Origin of the sequence: Bradyrhizobium sp. HKCCYLRH3073 (assembly GCF_051167995.1) — a bacterium.
Taxonomy (GTDB): Bacteria; Pseudomonadota; Alphaproteobacteria; order Rhizobiales; family Xanthobacteraceae; genus Bradyrhizobium.
In genome coordinates, this window is sequence record NZ_JBNPUD010000003.1 from 484,056 (window position 1) to 499,012 (window position 14,957).

The 14,957-nt window shown below is 66.3% G+C and carries 15 protein-coding genes; 7 read left to right on the forward strand and 8 right to left on the reverse strand.

The genetic code is table 11. From position 1 onward, the window contains the following. Position 1: 1 nt before the first annotated feature. The 4 genes from ACQR1X_RS09935 to ACQR1X_RS09950 form a co-directional block, all read right to left on the reverse strand. The gene (locus ACQR1X_RS09935; protein WP_316215818.1) at positions 2-877 is read right to left on the reverse strand and encodes a branched-chain amino acid ABC transporter permease; all 876 of its coding nucleotides are present in this window, start codon (positions 875-877) and stop codon (positions 2-4) included. A 76-nt stretch (positions 878-953) separates the two neighbouring features. Then, positions 954-2,186, reverse strand: a complete 1,233-nt coding sequence (locus tag ACQR1X_RS09940) for an ABC transporter substrate-binding protein (protein ID WP_316215819.1) — start codon at positions 2,184-2,186, stop codon at positions 954-956. Positions 2,187-2,484: 298 nt separating this feature from the next. Continuing rightward, complete coding sequence (locus tag ACQR1X_RS09945) at positions 2,485-3,210, reverse strand: site-2 protease family protein (protein WP_434898734.1); 726 nt, start codon at positions 3,208-3,210, stop codon at positions 2,485-2,487. After that, positions 3,207-4,025, reverse strand: coding sequence for a DUF2167 domain-containing protein (locus ACQR1X_RS09950; RefSeq protein ID WP_434898735.1), 819 nt, complete (start codon positions 4,023-4,025; stop codon positions 3,207-3,209). The genes ACQR1X_RS09945 and ACQR1X_RS09950 overlap by 4 nt, the downstream gene beginning before the upstream one ends. A 357-nt stretch (positions 4,026-4,382) precedes the next feature. Between ACQR1X_RS09950 and ACQR1X_RS09955 the strand changes: the two genes are divergently transcribed. Then, positions 4,383-5,204, forward strand: a complete 822-nt coding sequence (locus ACQR1X_RS09955) for a hypothetical protein (protein WP_434898736.1) — start codon at positions 4,383-4,385, stop codon at positions 5,202-5,204. Between the two features lie 69 nt (positions 5,205-5,273). Here the strand turns inward: ACQR1X_RS09955 and ACQR1X_RS09960 are convergent, their stop codons facing one another. Both ACQR1X_RS09960 and ACQR1X_RS09965 read right to left on the reverse strand, forming a co-directional pair. Then, the gene (locus ACQR1X_RS09960) at positions 5,274-6,188 is read right to left on the reverse strand and encodes a hypothetical protein (RefSeq protein ID WP_315799960.1); all 915 of its coding nucleotides are present in this window, start codon (positions 6,186-6,188) and stop codon (positions 5,274-5,276) included. 244 nt (positions 6,189-6,432) lie between these two features. Continuing rightward, complete coding sequence (locus ACQR1X_RS09965) at positions 6,433-7,893, reverse strand: GH1 family beta-glucosidase (protein ID WP_434898737.1); 1,461 nt, start codon at positions 7,891-7,893, stop codon at positions 6,433-6,435. Positions 7,894-8,166: 273 nt separating this feature from the next. Here ACQR1X_RS09965 and nthA point away from each other — a divergent pair, with 273 nt between their 5' ends. The 4 genes from nthA to ACQR1X_RS09985 all read left to right on the forward strand — a co-directional run bounded on the left by nthA (position 8,167) and on the right by ACQR1X_RS09985 (position 10,798). Then, positions 8,167-8,802, forward strand: coding sequence for a nitrile hydratase subunit alpha (nthA, locus tag ACQR1X_RS09970; RefSeq protein WP_315799958.1), 636 nt, complete (start codon positions 8,167-8,169; stop codon positions 8,800-8,802). Further along, entirely contained in the window at positions 8,802-9,464 is a 663-nt protein-coding gene (nthB, locus tag ACQR1X_RS09975) for a nitrile hydratase subunit beta (RefSeq protein ID WP_434898738.1), read from the forward strand. Before nthA ends, nthB begins: the two co-directional genes overlap by 1 nt. Then, a complete protein-coding gene (locus ACQR1X_RS09980) occupies positions 9,461-9,847 on the forward strand; it encodes a nitrile hydratase accessory protein (protein WP_315799956.1) in 387 nt (128 codons plus the stop codon). The genes nthB and ACQR1X_RS09980 overlap by 4 nt, the downstream gene beginning before the upstream one ends. Before the next feature lie 183 nt (positions 9,848-10,030). Further along, the gene (locus tag ACQR1X_RS09985) at positions 10,031-10,798 is read left to right on the forward strand and encodes a hypothetical protein (protein ID WP_316178719.1); all 768 of its coding nucleotides are present in this window, start codon (positions 10,031-10,033) and stop codon (positions 10,796-10,798) included. 52 nt (positions 10,799-10,850) lie between these two features. Here ACQR1X_RS09985 and queC read toward each other — a convergent pair whose 3' ends face one another. After that, positions 10,851-11,567 (reverse strand): 7-cyano-7-deazaguanine synthase QueC, encoded by a 717-nt coding sequence (queC, locus tag ACQR1X_RS09990; RefSeq protein WP_434898739.1) that lies wholly within the window; start codon positions 11,565-11,567, stop codon positions 10,851-10,853. A gap of 132 nt (positions 11,568-11,699) precedes the next feature. On the opposite strand from queC, the gene mazG reads away from it, so the two are divergent. Then, positions 11,700-12,542 (forward strand): nucleoside triphosphate pyrophosphohydrolase, encoded by an 843-nt coding sequence (gene mazG / locus ACQR1X_RS09995; RefSeq protein WP_434839889.1) that lies wholly within the window; start codon positions 11,700-11,702, stop codon positions 12,540-12,542. Here the strand turns inward: mazG and ACQR1X_RS10000 are convergent, their stop codons facing one another. Further along, complete coding sequence (locus ACQR1X_RS10000) at positions 12,543-13,445, reverse strand: LysR family transcriptional regulator (RefSeq protein WP_315799952.1); 903 nt, start codon at positions 13,443-13,445, stop codon at positions 12,543-12,545. A 124-nt stretch (positions 13,446-13,569) separates the two neighbouring features. Between ACQR1X_RS10000 and ACQR1X_RS10005 the strand changes: the two genes are divergently transcribed. Continuing rightward, on the forward strand, positions 13,570-14,943 hold the full coding sequence (locus ACQR1X_RS10005) for an MFS transporter (protein ID WP_434898740.1): 1,374 nt from the start codon (positions 13,570-13,572) through the stop codon (positions 14,941-14,943). The last annotated feature ends 14 nt before the right edge of the window (positions 14,944-14,957 follow it).

Genomic DNA, 14,957 nt, shown 5'->3' on the forward strand with positions numbered 1-14,957 from the left:
CTCACCTCCGTCCGAACAGCCCTTGCGGGCGCAGATACATGACGATGACGAGCAGCAGCAGCGCCGGGATCGTCCGGTAGGCCGGCGAGATCAGATAGGCCGTTCCGGTCTCGAGATAGCCGACGACATAGGCCGCGATCAGCGAGCCTGACACGCTGCCGAGGCCGCCGAGCACGACGATCGAGAACGCGCTCGCCGTCAGCGGTCCGACGCTGTAGGAGCTGACGCCCAGGAACATGCCGAGCAGGATGCCGGCAACGCCCGCCAGCAAGCCGTAGATCGCCCAGACGGTGAGATAGATCGACGACAGCTCGATGCCGAGCAAGGTGACGCCGCGCGGGTTCATCGACGCCGCCATCACGGCCTTGCCGCGCCTGGTGCGGTTGACCAGGAACCACAGCAGCCCGATCGCGACCCAGCAGATCACGGCGGTGAAATACTCGTTCTTCGGCGTACGCACGCCGAACACCGTGGTCACGCCCTCGACGATGGGCAGCACGGTCTTGGCGTTGTTGGTGAACAGATACGCGATCGCCTCCTGGATGATGATGCCCCACAGCAGCGTCGCGGTCAGGATGAAGATCTCCTTCTCGGATTCGGCGATGATCTTCGATCGCTGGATCGGCCTGACTGCGATGAAGTAGGTGGCGAACGCCAGGATGAAGCCGGCGATGACGCCGATCAGCGCCCCCGTGTAGGGCCCGACGCCGAGCTCGCTGGCGGCGGCCCAGGCGGCGACCGCGGCGCCGACCATGATGGCGCCGTGAGAAAGGTTGAGAACGCCGGAGACACCGAAGATGAGCGTGAAGCCGGTTGCGCCCAGGGCATACAGCGCGCTGATGGCAAAGCCATCGATCAAGATCTGCCAGAAAAGCATTGAAAATCGATCCGCAACGTCAGACTGAGGCACCAAGAAAATGGGCCGCTCCTTGAAGGAGCGGCCCCGCGATGCGTCAGTTGCTGGCCGCCTTGAGCTTGATGAAGGACGGCCAGGTTGCGGTGCCGGAGGCGAGCTCCTTGGGCCAGACATTGACCTGCTTGCCGTTCTGCCACTGCAGCATCAGTCCGGTGATGTAGCCCTTGCCGGTCCGCAGCGCGTGCGGGTTCGGATCGCCCTTCGGCTTGAAGGCGATGCGGCCAATCGTGCCGACATAGTCGGTCGCTTCCATCGCCTCGACCATCTTGTCGGGATCGGTGCCGCCGGCCCGATGGATCGCGTCCGCGATCATGTAGACTTCGTCGTAGGAGGTGTAGCCGGCATAGGATGGGAAGTTTCCGAACTTCTTCTGATAGGCATCCACGAACGGCAGTGTCTTCGGCGTCACCGCGACGCCCGGCCCCGATACGGCATTGTACATGACGCCCTCGACGGCGCCGTTGGTGTCCTTCCAGAAGGTCGAGTTGGTCGCCTGCGAGGAGATGCCGAACATCGGGATCGGCACCTGCTGGCTCTTCCACTGCACGGTCGGCTGGGTGCCGACATGCGAGATGCCGGTGATCATGACGTCCGGCTTCAGGCCTTCGATCTTGTTGAAGATCGGTGTGAAGTCGGTGGTATCAGGCGACATGCGGATATGGTCGACGACCTTCAGCCCGATCTCCGGCAGGCACTTCTCGTAGCCGGCGTCGAGCGGCGTCGTCCACGCCGCATCCTCGCTCATGATCACCGCGGTCTTCATCTTGTAGGGCTCGACCAGCAGGTCCTTGGCGGCGTCGCAGACGAGGCCGGCCAGCGAGGTCGAGGTCAGATAGCCATGGAAGGTGTATTTGAGCTGGTCGTAGTTCTTGGCGATGTTCTGGGTGATGACGTCGGAAGCGGCGCCGGGCGTGATCATCAGCGTCTTGAGGCGCCCTGCCCACGGCTCCAGGGCGAGCACGACCTCGGAGATGTAGCTCGCAATGACGGCGTTGACCTTGTCCTCGCTGACGGCCCGCTGGAAGGCACGCACCGATTCCGCCGAGGAGGAGTGATTGTCGTAGACGACGATCTCGATCTTGCGCCCGTCGACACCGCCCTTGGCATTGATCTCCTCGGCGGCCAGTTGAGCGGCGGGGGCGATCGACGAGCCGGCGACGGCCTGGGCTTCGGCGATGACGCCGATCTTGATGGGATCGGCGGCCATGGCGGCCGAGGAGACGAGCGCAGTTGCGCAGCTCGCAAGCAAGATGGACTTGAGCGAAATCATGAAACCTCCCGAATCCTTATGCCTCTGACGGGCAGGCCCAACTTTGGTCTCCGATATGCCAGTGGGCAAGGGAACATCCGGCAACGTGCTCTGCGTTCAGCGCATTGTGATAGCGCGCCGCGCTCATGGCTGATGGAACATCGTACAAGACTGCCTCGTTCCTGCGCGCCGCCCAGACACATCCGCTGCATTGCAGCAACGGATATTCCGAGTCGCAGAAGGCCCACGTCCTTACGACCAGGCGGTGCCGGTGCCCTCGATCTATATGAAGCTTCTCGTCTGAAGCGGCGACCTCAACTCAGCCAAACTGGCGCAAGTGTCCAAGCATCTCGTGCACGTCGTAGGTCATGACGGCGAGCAGCGCCGCGAGCGCGAGATACGTCCCGGCATATTCGAGCTTCGTCTGCAGTGTCGTGCCATAATAAGCAACGTTCTCGGGCGCGCCGGGATCGTAGCGCCAGGCCTTCATCAGTTGCGGGGCTGCGAGGATGGCGATGATGAACAGCATCGGGCTCGGCCGATAGAGCATCAAGGCCAGCAGCAAGGGAACGCCGAGCAGCCAGATGCGCGGGCTCAGCACGCTGGTGATGCGGCCGCCGTCCAGCGGCGAGATCGGCAGCAGGTTGAACAGGTTCAGGAACAGGCCGGAATAGGCGATCGCGAGCAGCAGATTGCTGTCTTCCGATCTTGCCAACAAATAGACCGCGAGCGCCGCGGCGGTCCCGACCAGCGGACCGGCGAGTGCCACATAGGCCTCCGTCTCGACGTCGACCGGCTGCTCCTTGAGCGCGATCCAGGCGCCGACGAACGGGATGAAGGCGGGAGCGCCGACGTCGAGACCGCGCTGGCGCGCGGCGACGTAGTGCCCCATCTCATGGGCAAACAGCAGCGCAATGAAGCCGGCCGCGTAGCGCCAGCCCCAGATGCCGGCATAGACGACCAGCGACAGCAGCATCGTGCCGCCGCTCACGGCGAGCTTCCCCCATTTCAGGCCGGAGAACAGGATCAGCAGGAGTGCCTTCACGCGGGCCCGCCCGCGTTGTCGCCGCGCGGCTTGCGGCGCAGGAAGTTCATGACCGCGGCCCCGGCGCCGACGACGGCGAAGATGATGATCTTGGCGAACTTCAGGACGAACGCACCGGCCAGCGCCAGCAGCCCGAGCTTCTTCGCGGCAACGCCGCCGACCAGCGCCAGCAAGCCATATTCGGCGATCCGATCTGTGCCGGCGCTGAAATCCTCATAGCGCTTGCCGGCATTGTAGGAGAGATCGGACAGCAGTTCGTGCGCGACAGCCTTGTCGCCCGCGATCCGCTCCGAGCCGGACAGCAGGTTCAGGCTGAAATAGCCGTCACGCCCGAGCGCGTAGGTGTTGTAGTTGACGTTCTTCGGCGCGTCGTCGGGCTGACCCTTCTCCTTGGCGAGCAGCGACCAGACGAGACGATGCGTCGTGGCATCGTAGGCCGGCGGCTCGACCCAGCCGACCACGGCCATTTCCGGAAATCCGCGCGCCGCACGGTCCTTGTTCGCCTCTTCGGCGCCGGCGCGGAGGTTGCTCAGGAGATCGTCCGCGTTCCAGCTCTTGGCGTCGTCGTCTTTGATGTAGCCTTCCTTGACGTGCTTGATGACCACCATCCAGTCGTCGTTCTGGCGCCTGCCGACGACCAGCCCGACGAAGGTCGCGTCGTTGACGACGTTGCCGAGCGCGCGAAGGACCCGCAGGCCTTCGTTCTTCGGGACGTAGAAGTAGTCGGCCGGAAGCTTCAGCGTGCCCTGGTCGATCAGCACGATGTCGCTTGGTCCGTCGGTGCCCGCTTGGCTCGCTGCCTGCCAAGCGGCCATCAGTTCAGCCTTGCGCGTGGCCTCATCCAAGGGCACGGCCTGCGCGTGAGCAGACAGAACGACGAACGCTGCGCACAACACTGCGCGCGCAATGACAATCAAGCTTTGCACCGGCCCCAATCCCCCAAAAACATCGGTCGGATAGTACCTCGAAGGCTCGGCAGCGCGCAACCAAAGGCCGATTGAGGCCTCTCGAAGCGATCGACTGGCGCTGCAGCGAGGGAGAGATGGTCCGAAAAGGCCCCCTCCTCGTCACGACGCTGTCTTGCTTTCGGCCAAAGCGGCGGGTCGAGTCACGTTTGAAAATTCAAAGAGAACATCGGCGTCGGCGGCGGGCCAAGGGTTTGGGGATCAGCAATGCAGTCCACACAGAACGTGCAACAGATTGATCAGAGCGAGATCGGCCTCGCCCCTGAGAAGCCCGAGAAGGCAGGCTACGATCAACTGTACCGGCGGGTCCTGCGCGAGGTGCTGACCCGGATCGATACGCGGCTCGCGGCGATCGAGAAGCCCGGCATGGCGGCGGATGCCGCGGCGGCAGCGAGCACGAGCGGGGCGGCAGACGCCGGGGCCAGCCGCTGGGCGCGGGTGAAGGCCCCCCTCGGCAGGCTGCGCGGGCGCAACGCCGTGGGTCTCGCGCTGCTGGTCGTGCTGGTCGGCGGCTCGGTCGCCTGGTCGCAGCGCGACGTCGGCACGTCACTGATGGACCGCTGGATGCCGGGCGCCAGCGAAGCGACGCAGGACGAGGCGACGGCTCAGCAGGGCAGCGAGGATGCCATGATGTCGAATGCCTCGCTGAGGGGAGCGGAAGACACCACCGGCTCCCGCGAGCCCGCGACGTTGATGCAGAGGATGGCGCGCGACATCGCCGATCTGCAGCAGGGCATCGAACAGATCAAGTCCACACAGGATCAGGCCAGCCGCGATCACACCCGCGCCATCGAGCAGCTACAGGCCGGCCAGGATCAGCTGATGCGACTGGTGTCACGAATGTCAAACCAGGCGGTGCAGGCACGCGGCACGGTCCCCCCAGGCCTGCCCCAGCAGATCATCGTCACGCCGCAGCAGCGGACCACGACGGGAATGGCCCGGCCGCAGCCGGCGCAGCCGCAGGGTTCGACGTTCGGGACACTCTTTACCCGCAACACCTCGGGCATTCAGCCGCCGATGCCGCGTTGATGGTGTGATCGGCAGCGGCCATCGGTAGCGGCCTTTCCGCTGCCGATGCGCCCATTTGCCGACCGGTCCTTACGAGCAGGTGTGAACGCGCCCGTCGTAGCCGCGATAGGTGCCCTTCTCCGCATCGTAGGTGCGGAAGCTCTTGCAACTGACACCACCCCTCTTCGCTTCCCGCTTCGCTTCGCTCTCGGGCTTGCTGCGGGCGCGGAGCTTGCGCTTGGCCGGCTTGGCGTCGTCCTCGGTGTGATGAGCATGCGCGTTCGCTTTGCCGTGCCGTTCGGGTTTGGCCGACGGGGCTGCGGTATCCTGCTTCACGGCCGCCGTCTGCGGTACCGCCGCTGAAGGCGCCGCGGCCGGCGGCTCGGATGTCTTGGGCTCGGCCGGCGCTACCGCAGGCTTCGCCTCGGCAGCGGTGGCCGGCTGTTCCGCCGGCGCAGCGGCCGCCGGCTTGCTCTCCGCCGCCTTCTCCTCGGCCTTGCCTTCGAGCTTCTCCGGTACGGGCGCGTCCTTGGCGACGGCGGCGGGCTGAACGGCCGGAGCGGGCTCTGCCGGTTTCGACTCGGTCACGGCCGGCTTCTGGCCGACGTCGGTGGCGGAGTTCGGTTCGACCTTGGTCTCGGATTTGGCCTCGGCCGGCTTGCTCTCGGCCGCAACATCCGTCGCGGTTTTTTCGGTCGATACTTTGTCCGCCGGCTGCGGGCTGGCGCTGTCAGTGGACTGAACGGGCTTGGTGTCCACAGCGGCCGGCTCGGCGGGCTTCTCGGCCGTCTTCTCAGGCTCGGCCGCAGCCGCCGGCTTGCCGGCGGCGTCCGAGGGCTGCTCTGCGGGCTTGTCGGCCGTCGGCGCGGCAGACTGCTCCGTGGCGGGCTTGGCCGCATCGTTCGCGGCTCCCTGGGCCCAGGCGCTGGAGCCAGCGATCACTCCGAGGACGCACAACAGAACGCCCGCGCGGACGGCTGGCGGACAGACAACGGAAACTTGCATGCTGGAAAACTCGCTTGAGGGGCCGGCAGATTGCCGGTTTAAGTCATCTGCAGCCAGCTTTCGCCACGAAAACCGCGTGCGCGCAAAAGAGTCGCACAAGGTGTGCTTTCCGCATCATGGATTTGCAATCGCGGCGTGAAGTCCGGCGCGCCGACACTCAATGCGTCGGGTGCCGAGGGCACATTGGCCGCCTGAATGGCGTGGACTGGGTCCGGCTGGACCCCCCGGGTGACGTCGCGGCGCTTCACGCGCTCACGGCGTTGCGGCTGATCACGTGATGGTAGTACGACGCGCTGAGCTTGGGCGTGCGCACCTGGGTGTCGAAGTCGACGTAATAGATGCCGAAACGCTGCTTGTAGCCGAACACCCACTCGAAATTGTCCAGCAGGCTCCACAGGAAGTAGCCCTTCACGGGCACGCCCTCGGACGTTGCGCGCTGCAGCTGGGCGAGATAATTGCGCAGATACATCACGCGGTCGAGGTCGTGGACCTTGCCGTCGGCGGTCAGCTTGTCGTCCGATGAGGTGCCGTTCTCGGTGATGTAGATGGTCTGGAGATTCCAGATCTTGGCGGCGAGCTTCGGCACCCAATAGGCCGTCTCCGGACCGACCTGCAGCCAGGGGGAGCTCATATGCGGGAACGAGGACGGCATCGGCAGCACGTCGAAGCCGGCCGCGCGGTCCGACGCGACGACATAGGCTTGCGGCGCGTAGATGTTGAGGCCGACGAAATCGACCGGCGCTGAAATGATCTTCAGTTCGTCGGCGGTGAATTTCGGCGCATCCTTGCCGGACCACGCCAGGAAACCGTCCGTGTAGCGCCCCTCGAGGATGACGTTGAGGAAGCCCGCATTCAATTCGCGCGTCGCGATCTCGGCGGCGCGGATGTTCTCCGGCGTGTCGATCGCCGGCAGGCAGGCCGTGATGTTCTCGGCCATGCCGACGCGCATGCCGGTTTGCCCGCCGGCGCGGATGGCCTGGACGGCGAGACCGTGCGCCAGCGCCACGTGATGGCGCGCCTGGTTGACCTGCTGCTGCGGCAGCTTCAGCCCGGGCGCGTCGACGCCGAGGCCATAGCCGAACGGGATGAAGCGGCCGCATTCGTTGATCGTGAAGATGGTCTCCACACGGTCGCCGAGATGCTGCGCGACGTAGCCCGCATAATGCGCAAAGGCCCTGGCCGTGTCGGCCGAGAGCCAGCCGCCGACCCGGTCCTGCAGCGCCTGCGGCAGATCCCAATGATACAGCGTTGCGTACGGCGTGATGCCGTTGGCCAGGAGCTCGTCGACGAGGCGGTTGTAGAAGTCGAGGCCCTTCGGATTGGGCGTCAGCCCGCCGTCGGGAAACAGCCGGGGCCAGGCGATCGAGAACCGATAGGCCCGGCAGCCGAGCTCCTTGATCAGCCGCACGTCGCCCTTGTAGCGGTTGTAGTGATCACAGGCGACGTCGCCGGTGCTGCCGTCCTCGATGTTGCCCTGCAGATGCGTGAACACATCCCAGATCGACGGTCCGCGGCCATCGGCCGTGGCCCCGCCCTCGATCTGATACGACGACGTCGCCGTCCCCCACACGAAATCGGCGGGAAACCGCCGCCCGGCATCCTCCTTCACCGCGCTCTCCTCCGCCTGCGCCGGGCCATTGGCCGCCCCAAGGGCCGCCAGCCCGGCCAGCTTTGCAAGATCACGGCGGGAGACGTCGTTCGGCATTGATGAACCTCAAACCTCTGTCGCTTTCGCGCCCGATCGGGACAACGTAGGCCCTACGAACCATATCTGGGCCCCGATTTGAACAGCCCGGGATGGCGGCAATGGAGCGACCCCGATCACATCTGCGTCCCGCGCCGTCGCGTCAACGGCCGAGGACGCAACGCTCGGCATTTTGACCGCCGCACGGCTGCGGCGGCCGTTGAACACGGCGGCACGCACCGAGGGAGCCACCTCGGCTCGACAGCGGTGCCCGATTACGCCTATGGTTGAGTCATGACGGATCACGATCACCATCACGACCATCCGCACGATCACTCGGACCTGTCCGAGACCGATCTGCGCGTTCGCGCGCTCGAAAGCATCCTGACCGAGAAGGGGTATATCGATCCTGCTGCGCTCGACGTGCTCATCGAGACCTATGAGAGCAAGGTCGGTCCCCGCAACGGCGCCCAGGTCGTGGCGCGGGCCTGGACCGATCCCGCCTATCGGGCGCGCCTTCTTGCCGAGGCCACGCCGGCGATCGGTGAGCTCGGCTATGCCGGCCGCCAGGGCGAGCACATCGTGGCGGTCGAGAACACGCCGGATCTGCACAACATGGTCGTGTGCACGCTGTGCTCCTGCTACCCGTGGCCCGTGCTCGGCCTGCCGCCGGTCTGGTACAAATCGGCGCCCTATCGCGCCAAGGCGGTGAAGGATCCGCGCGGCGTCCTGAAGGATTTCGGCTTCGAGCTGCCGCCGACGACGAAGATCCGGGTGTGGGATTCGACCGCCGAGGTCCGCTATTTCGTGCTGCCGATGCGTCCCGCGGGGACCGACGGCTGGAGCGCGGAGCAGCTCGCCGAACTCGTCACGCGCGACAGCATGATCGGCACCGGGCTGCCGAAGCAACCGCATGAGGTCGGTAGCTGATGGATGGCGCGCATGACATGGGCGGCGTCGCCGGCTTCGGTCCGGTCCGCCCCGAGCCGAACGAGCCGGTGTTTCACGCCGAATGGGAGCGTCGCGCGTTCGCCATGACGCTGGCCATGGCGACCCCCGGCGGCTGGAACATCGACATGTCGCGCTTCGCGCGCGAGAACCGTTCGCCGGACGATTACCTCGGCATGAGCTACTACCAGATCTGGCTCGCGGGCATCGAACGGCTGATGCAGGAGCGGCATCTGGTCGACGCCGATGAGATCGCCGCCGGCAAGGTGCTGCATCCGGCCAGGCCCGTCGCCAGGATCCTCACTGCAGATGCCGTCGCGGCGACCCTGCGTCGCGGCGGTCCGACCGAACGCGCGGAAACCAAGCCGGCGCGGTTCGCCGTCGGCGACCGCGTGCGCGCCAAGGACATCCATCCGGCGACGCACACGCGGCTGCCGCGCTACGTGCGCGGCCATCTCGGCCGCATCGAGGCGGTCAGAGGCGTGCACGTGTTTCCCGACAGCAACGCCCATGGCGGCGGCGAAGACCCGCAATGGCTCTACACGGTGTCGTTCAGCGGCGCCGAGCTGTGGGCCGACGCGCCCGATCCGCTGCTGGAGGTGACGGTCGACGCCTTCGAGCCCTATCTGGAGCCAGCCCGATGACACCGGACCGTGAGGCGGCGGTCGCGGCGACGCGCGCCCTGCCCGGCATTCCCGTCGATGACAGTGGGCCCGTGTTTCGCGAGCCGTGGGAAGCGCACGCCTTCGCGATGGCCGTCACGCTGCACGCCCGCGGCCTCTTCACCTGGCCCGAATGGGCGGCTGCGCTCGCCGAGGAGATTTCGCGCGCGCAAGCGTCTGGTGATCCCGATTGCGGCGATACCTATTACCGGCACTGGCTGGCGACGCTCGAGCGGCTCGTCGCCGAGAAGGGCGTCACCTCCGCGGACGCGCTGACGCGTTACCGCGATGCCTGGGATCACGCTGCCGATCGCACCCCGCATGGCAGGCCGATCGAGCTCAAGCCCGAGGATTTCGTCGGTTGAGCCCTTCGTGCGCGTCGTAAGAATGCTTAATGCCCGGTGAGCGGGCGATCCTGCTTTTGGTGGGCCGGTCTTAACGGCCGGCTATTCATGCCGCGAACAGCCGTATTCGTTCGAAATTGAACATTCATCAGTGCGTCCGTAGCGTCCCGCATCTTCTTTGCTGAAGTTGAGGGGGACGTCGAAATGCCCGCGCCAGAGTTCGCCACCATCGTCGACACGCTCGCCGGCGTGCGCCAGGACTATCACGAGAAGCTCAAATCGATTCCGCAATACGAGGCCTTCCTGCTGATCGAAAGCTCGACCGAGAAGGCCGCGGGCGCCCTGCACGGCACCGAGGCGTCGGGCTCCTCCATCGCCACCGACGTGATCGACTCGCTGCAATATGCGCGCAACCGGTTCGAGCAGCACATGGCCTCGATCCCGGAATATCGCGTGCTGGTGGCGATCGACCGCGTGATCAAGGAGATCTCGCAGCATCTCGGCCTCACGCCGGCTGATGAGGCGCCTGCCGCAGAGAGCCCCGCCGCGGCCGCCGAGCAGCCCGCCGAAGCTGCTGAGGCAATGGCGAGCGCCGAAACCGACGCCTCCGCCGAAGAGACCGCGCCCGTCGAGCCGGCCCAGCCCGAAATGGCCGAAGACGAAACGGCTTCAGCCGAGGACGAGCCGGTCGAAGCCGGGGCCCCGACCCTGCGTGTCGTCGATACTCCGGCGAAGTCGCCATCGATCGTGCCCGCCGATCAGGATGATGCCGCGGAGGACGACGACATCGTGGTGCTGAACGCACCCGCCTGGGAGAAGAGCGGCAAGGACGCCAAGGACGAGATCACTGCGCGTCTCGTTGCGCAGGCGGCCTCCGCTGCCGCCAACCAGGCCGATGACGGCCACGACGTCGCCGATGCCGATCTCGTCATCGTCAGCCAGCGCGAGCCGTCGGACACCGAAGCCGCCTGAGCGCTCGCCTGTCGCGCAACTCTCCGCGGGGCCCGAGGGCCCCGCTTCCGATTCAGGATGGCCCGCCCGCCGCGATGTATTCGCGCCATCCCTTGGCGCGCAGCTCGCAGGCGGGACACTGCCCGCAGCCATGGCCCCAATCGTGCCGCGCCCCCCGCTCGCCGAGATAGCAGGTGTGCGACTGGTCGCGGATCAGGTCGACGAGGCCGGTGCCGCCGAGATCGTGCGCCAATTGCCAGGTCGCGGCCTTCGACAGCCACATCAGCGGCGTGTGCAGCTCGAACGCGCGCGCCATGCCCAGGCTCAGCGCGTTCTGCAGCGCCTTGATGGTTTCGTCGCGGCAGTCCGGATAGCCCGAATAGTCCGTCTCGCACATGCCGCCGACGATGTGGCGGATGCCGCGGCGATAGGCGAGCGCCGCCGCGAAGGTCAGGAACACCAGGTTGCGGCCCGGCACGAAGGTGTTGGGCAGGCCGTCGGCGCCCATCTCGATTGCGACGTCGCGCGTCAGCGCCGTCTCGGAGATCGCAGCCAGCGTTGGAATGTCCAGCGTCTGGCTGTCACCGAGCTTGGCCGCCCAGTCGGGACGCAGGCGCGCGATACCCTCGACCAGCCGGTCGCGACAGGCGAGCTCGATCGCATGGCGCTGGCCGTAGGCGAATCCGATCGTCTCGACGCGCGCGAAGCGGTCGAGCGCCCAGGCCAGGCACGTCGTGGAATCCTGCCCGCCCGAGAACAGCACCAGGGCCGTTGTGTCCTGCTCATTCATGGCTCCCGCTTAGCATCATCGATGGGTCGGGCCAACCTGCGGAGCGATCCCGCGTCATGGCCTTTTTGCTGGGAGCCGCGCGCCGCTTGGGGCATACAGGACAGGATCGAACGATGCTGTCAGGACCTGCCCATGATCCCTTCCCGCGACATCTCCCGCCTGATCGAGATCATGGCGGCGCTGCGCACGCCGGTCACCGGCTGTCCGTGGGACGTCGAGCAGACCTTCCAGACGATCGCGCCCTACACCATCGAGGAAGCCTATGAGGTGGCCGACGCGATCACGCGCGACGACATCGACGATCTGCGCGAGGAGCTCGGCGATCTCCTGCTGCAGGTGGTCTATCACGCCCGCATCGCCGAGGAGCAAGGCGCGTTCGCGTTCGGCGACGTCGTCGAGGGCATCACGAGGAAGATGATCCGCCGCCATCCGCATGTGTTCCCGGACAAGGACGGCAACGTCACCCAGCCCACCAAGGGCACCTGGGACCGCATCAAGGCCGAGGAGAAGGCCGAGCGCGCCGCGCGCCGCCCGCCCGAGGAGCGGACGAGCAAGTCCTCGCTGCTGGCAGGGATCAAGGCCGGACAGCCGGCGCTGGTGCGCGCGATGGAGCTGCAGCGCAAGGCCGCGACCGTCGGCTTCGACTGGAACGATCCGCGTGCCGTGTTGCAGAAGATCCGCGAGGAGGCCGACGAGATCGAGGCCGCCCTCGACAACAGAGATGCGACCGAGCTGACCGAAGAGACCGGCGATCTCCTGTTCGCGCTGGTCAATCTCGCCCGCCATGCCGATGTCGATCCGGAGACCGCGTTGCGCGGCACCAACGCCAAGTTCGAGCGCCGCTTCGCGCACATCGAACAGGCGCTGACGGCCAAGGGCCGCAGCCTCGAAGAAGCCTCGCTCGACGAGATGGACGAATTGTGGAACGAGGCGAAGCGACTGGAGAAGGAGCGTCCCCCGTCTCCGAAGCCGTGATCAGCCGCCCTTGCGCGACAGCACGGCCTTCGCGATCTCGACGAAGCGCTGCGCGGCGGGCGACAATCCGAAATCGGCGCGGCTCAAGAGCGAGACGTGCCGATGGATCGTCGGCTGCGACAGGGGGATGGCAACGAGCGTCGGAAATTGTGCCTTCGGCAGCATGTGCGCGGGCAGGATGCTCAGGCCTGCGCCCTCCGCCGTGAGCGCCAGCGCGGTGGTGATCAGCGACACCTCCCAGGCCGGCTTCAGCGCCCGCCCCGTCTGCGCCAGCGCCTCGTCGATCTGACTGCGGATCCGCGTGCCGTGACGCATCGTGATCAGCTCGGAGCTCATGATGCCGTCCCACGTCAGGCGGCGGTGCTTCTCGAACCGGCCGTCCTTGATGCCGATGGCCGACAGCGGACTCTGCATCAGTGTGTCGATCCGGACCTCCGGCACGCCCTCGTCCTCGACGCTGCCGAGGCCGAACTCCGCCTGCCCGGCCATCACGATCGCGAGCAGCTCGTCAGGCGCGACATCACGCAGGTCGATCCTCACCTCGGGATGGCGCGACCGGAAGGTCGCGAACACGCGTGGTAGCAGCGCCGACGCCACGCCCGCTGAGACCGCGATGGAAATCCGGCCGGCCTTGATCTCGGCAAGGTCGCGCATCCGCTGCGACAGCCCCTGCGCTCCCGCCAGGATGCGCTCCGCAGCGGTGATCGCCTCGCGGCAGGCCGCCGTCGGATGCAGCGCCCGCGTCGTGCGCTCGAACAGCTTGAGCTGAAAGTTCTCCTCGATCTGCCGGATCAAGAGGCTGATCGCCGACTGCGTGACGCGCAGCTCGGCGGCCGCCCTGGTGATGCTGCCGAGCCGATACACCAGGACCAGGGCCTCCAGTTGCCGCAGGGTCGGGGGCATTAGCTTTCCTCATGAATGAATGAGAATTTTGTGGCTAATCGAAAGAGTTTGATCATGCAACATATTTGCAAACAGCCGGAGCGGCGAAGCGGCCCGGCAACAACAAGCACATGGGGAGGGACATTTGACGCAGGCGATCAATCTCACGCGCTACGTCGACGAGCGGCCGCTGTCGGGATTCCAGATCCGGGTGATCTGCCTGTGCGCGCTGGTCGTCGGGCTCGACGGCTTCGATGCCCAGGCGCTCGGCTTCGTCGCCCCTGCCCTCAGCAAGGATTTGCATCTGGCGCCGGGCGCGTTGGGGCCCGTGTTCGGTGCGTCCCTGTTCGGCGTGATGATCGGCTCGCTGGTGTTCGGCGCGCTGGCCGACTATCTCGGACGCAAATGGCTGGTGGTGGCCGGCGTTCTCGTGTTCGCGCTAGGCTCGCTGGCGACCACCCAGGCCACGAGCGTCTCCGACCTTGTCATCATTCGGTTCCTCACCGGCCTCGGGCTCGGCGGCGTGCTGCCCAACACCATCGCGCTGACTGGAGAGTATTCCCCGCAGCGTCGCCGGACCTTGCTGATCATGCTGATGTTCATGACGGTGTCGCTGGGGTCGGCGATCGGCGGAGCGGTCGCGGCCAAGCTCATCACCGCCTATGGCTGGCAGATCATCTTTCTCATCGGCGGCGCTCTGCCGCTCATCCTCTGTCCGGTCCTGATCGTCTGGCTCCCGGAATCGCTCTCGCTGATGGCGCTCGATCCGCGCAGGAGCGAACGCGTGCGCACGTTGCTGGCGCGCATCGATCCCACGGCCCAGCTTCCGGCCGATGCGCGGTTCACGATCGTCGAGGAGAGCGGCAAGGGCTTCCTGCTGCCGCAGTTGTTCACCAAGCGGCGCCTGCTCCCGACCCTGCTGCTGTGGGTGATGTTCTTCATGAACATGATGGACATCTATTTCCTCAACAGCTGGCTGCCGACGCTCACACATGGTGTCGGGCTTGACGTCCAGGCGGCGATCGCCGTCGGCATCGCCTTCCAGCTCGGCGGCATGCTTGGCACCGTCGGGCTCGGCCTGCTGATCGAAAAGTTCGGCTTCGATCGCGTCCTGTTCGCGACCTACGTCGCCGGCTTCCTCTCGATCATCACCATCGGCATCGCCGGCGCCTCGTTGCCGATCCTGGTGCCCGCGGTCTTCATCGCCGGCGTCGCCGTGATCGGCGGACAGATCGGCTGCAACGCCTACGCGGCGCGGATCTATCCGACCTACATCCGTGGCACCGGCATCGGCTGGGCGCTCGGCATCGGCCGCTTCGGCTCGATCCTCGGCGTCACGCTCGGCGGGCTGATGCTCGCGGCGAAATGGGACGTGTCGTCGCTGTTTCAGGCGAGCGCGGTGCCGCAGCTGTTTTCGGCACTGGTGATCCTCGGCCTTGCCGTCCTTGGCATGCGCGGCAGTCTTCCGAGCGCCGGCGACGCGCAGCGGGACACGCTTTCGACAGCCGAGCGTGCCTAGGTTCAAATTAAAAA

What these genes read in the sequence shown, in the direction of transcription:
- ACQR1X_RS09985 (WP_316178719.1), top strand. Translation starts at nt 10,031, where the DNA reads ATGCCCGCGCCAGAGTTCGCCACCATCGTCGACACGCTCGCCGGCGTG.
- mazG (WP_434839889.1), top strand. Translation starts at nt 11,700, where the DNA reads ATGATCCCTTCCCGCGACATCTCCCGCCTGATCGAGATCATGGCGGCG.
- ACQR1X_RS09935 (WP_316215818.1), bottom strand. Translation starts at nt 877, where the DNA reads ATGCTTTTCTGGCAGATCTTGATCGATGGCTTTGCCATCAGCGCGCTG.
- ACQR1X_RS09980 (WP_315799956.1), top strand. Translation starts at nt 9,461, where the DNA reads ATGACACCGGACCGTGAGGCGGCGGTCGCGGCGACGCGCGCCCTGCCC.
- nthA (WP_315799958.1), top strand. Translation starts at nt 8,167, where the DNA reads ATGACGGATCACGATCACCATCACGACCATCCGCACGATCACTCGGAC.
- ACQR1X_RS09950 (WP_434898735.1), bottom strand. Translation starts at nt 4,025, where the DNA reads ATGGCCGCTTGGCAGGCAGCGAGCCAAGCGGGCACCGACGGACCAAGC.
- nthB (WP_434898738.1), top strand. Translation starts at nt 8,802, where the DNA reads ATGGATGGCGCGCATGACATGGGCGGCGTCGCCGGCTTCGGTCCGGTC.
- ACQR1X_RS09955 (WP_434898736.1), top strand. Translation starts at nt 4,383, where the DNA reads ATGCAGTCCACACAGAACGTGCAACAGATTGATCAGAGCGAGATCGGC.
- queC (WP_434898739.1), bottom strand. Translation starts at nt 11,567, where the DNA reads ATGAATGAGCAGGACACAACGGCCCTGGTGCTGTTCTCGGGCGGGCAG.
- ACQR1X_RS09940 (WP_316215819.1), bottom strand. Translation starts at nt 2,186, where the DNA reads ATGATTTCGCTCAAGTCCATCTTGCTTGCGAGCTGCGCAACTGCGCTC.
- ACQR1X_RS10000 (WP_315799952.1), bottom strand. Translation starts at nt 13,445, where the DNA reads ATGCCCCCGACCCTGCGGCAACTGGAGGCCCTGGTCCTGGTGTATCGG.
- ACQR1X_RS09965 (WP_434898737.1), bottom strand. Translation starts at nt 7,893, where the DNA reads ATGCCGAACGACGTCTCCCGCCGTGATCTTGCAAAGCTGGCCGGGCTG.
- ACQR1X_RS09960 (WP_315799960.1), bottom strand. Translation starts at nt 6,188, where the DNA reads ATGCAAGTTTCCGTTGTCTGTCCGCCAGCCGTCCGCGCGGGCGTTCTG.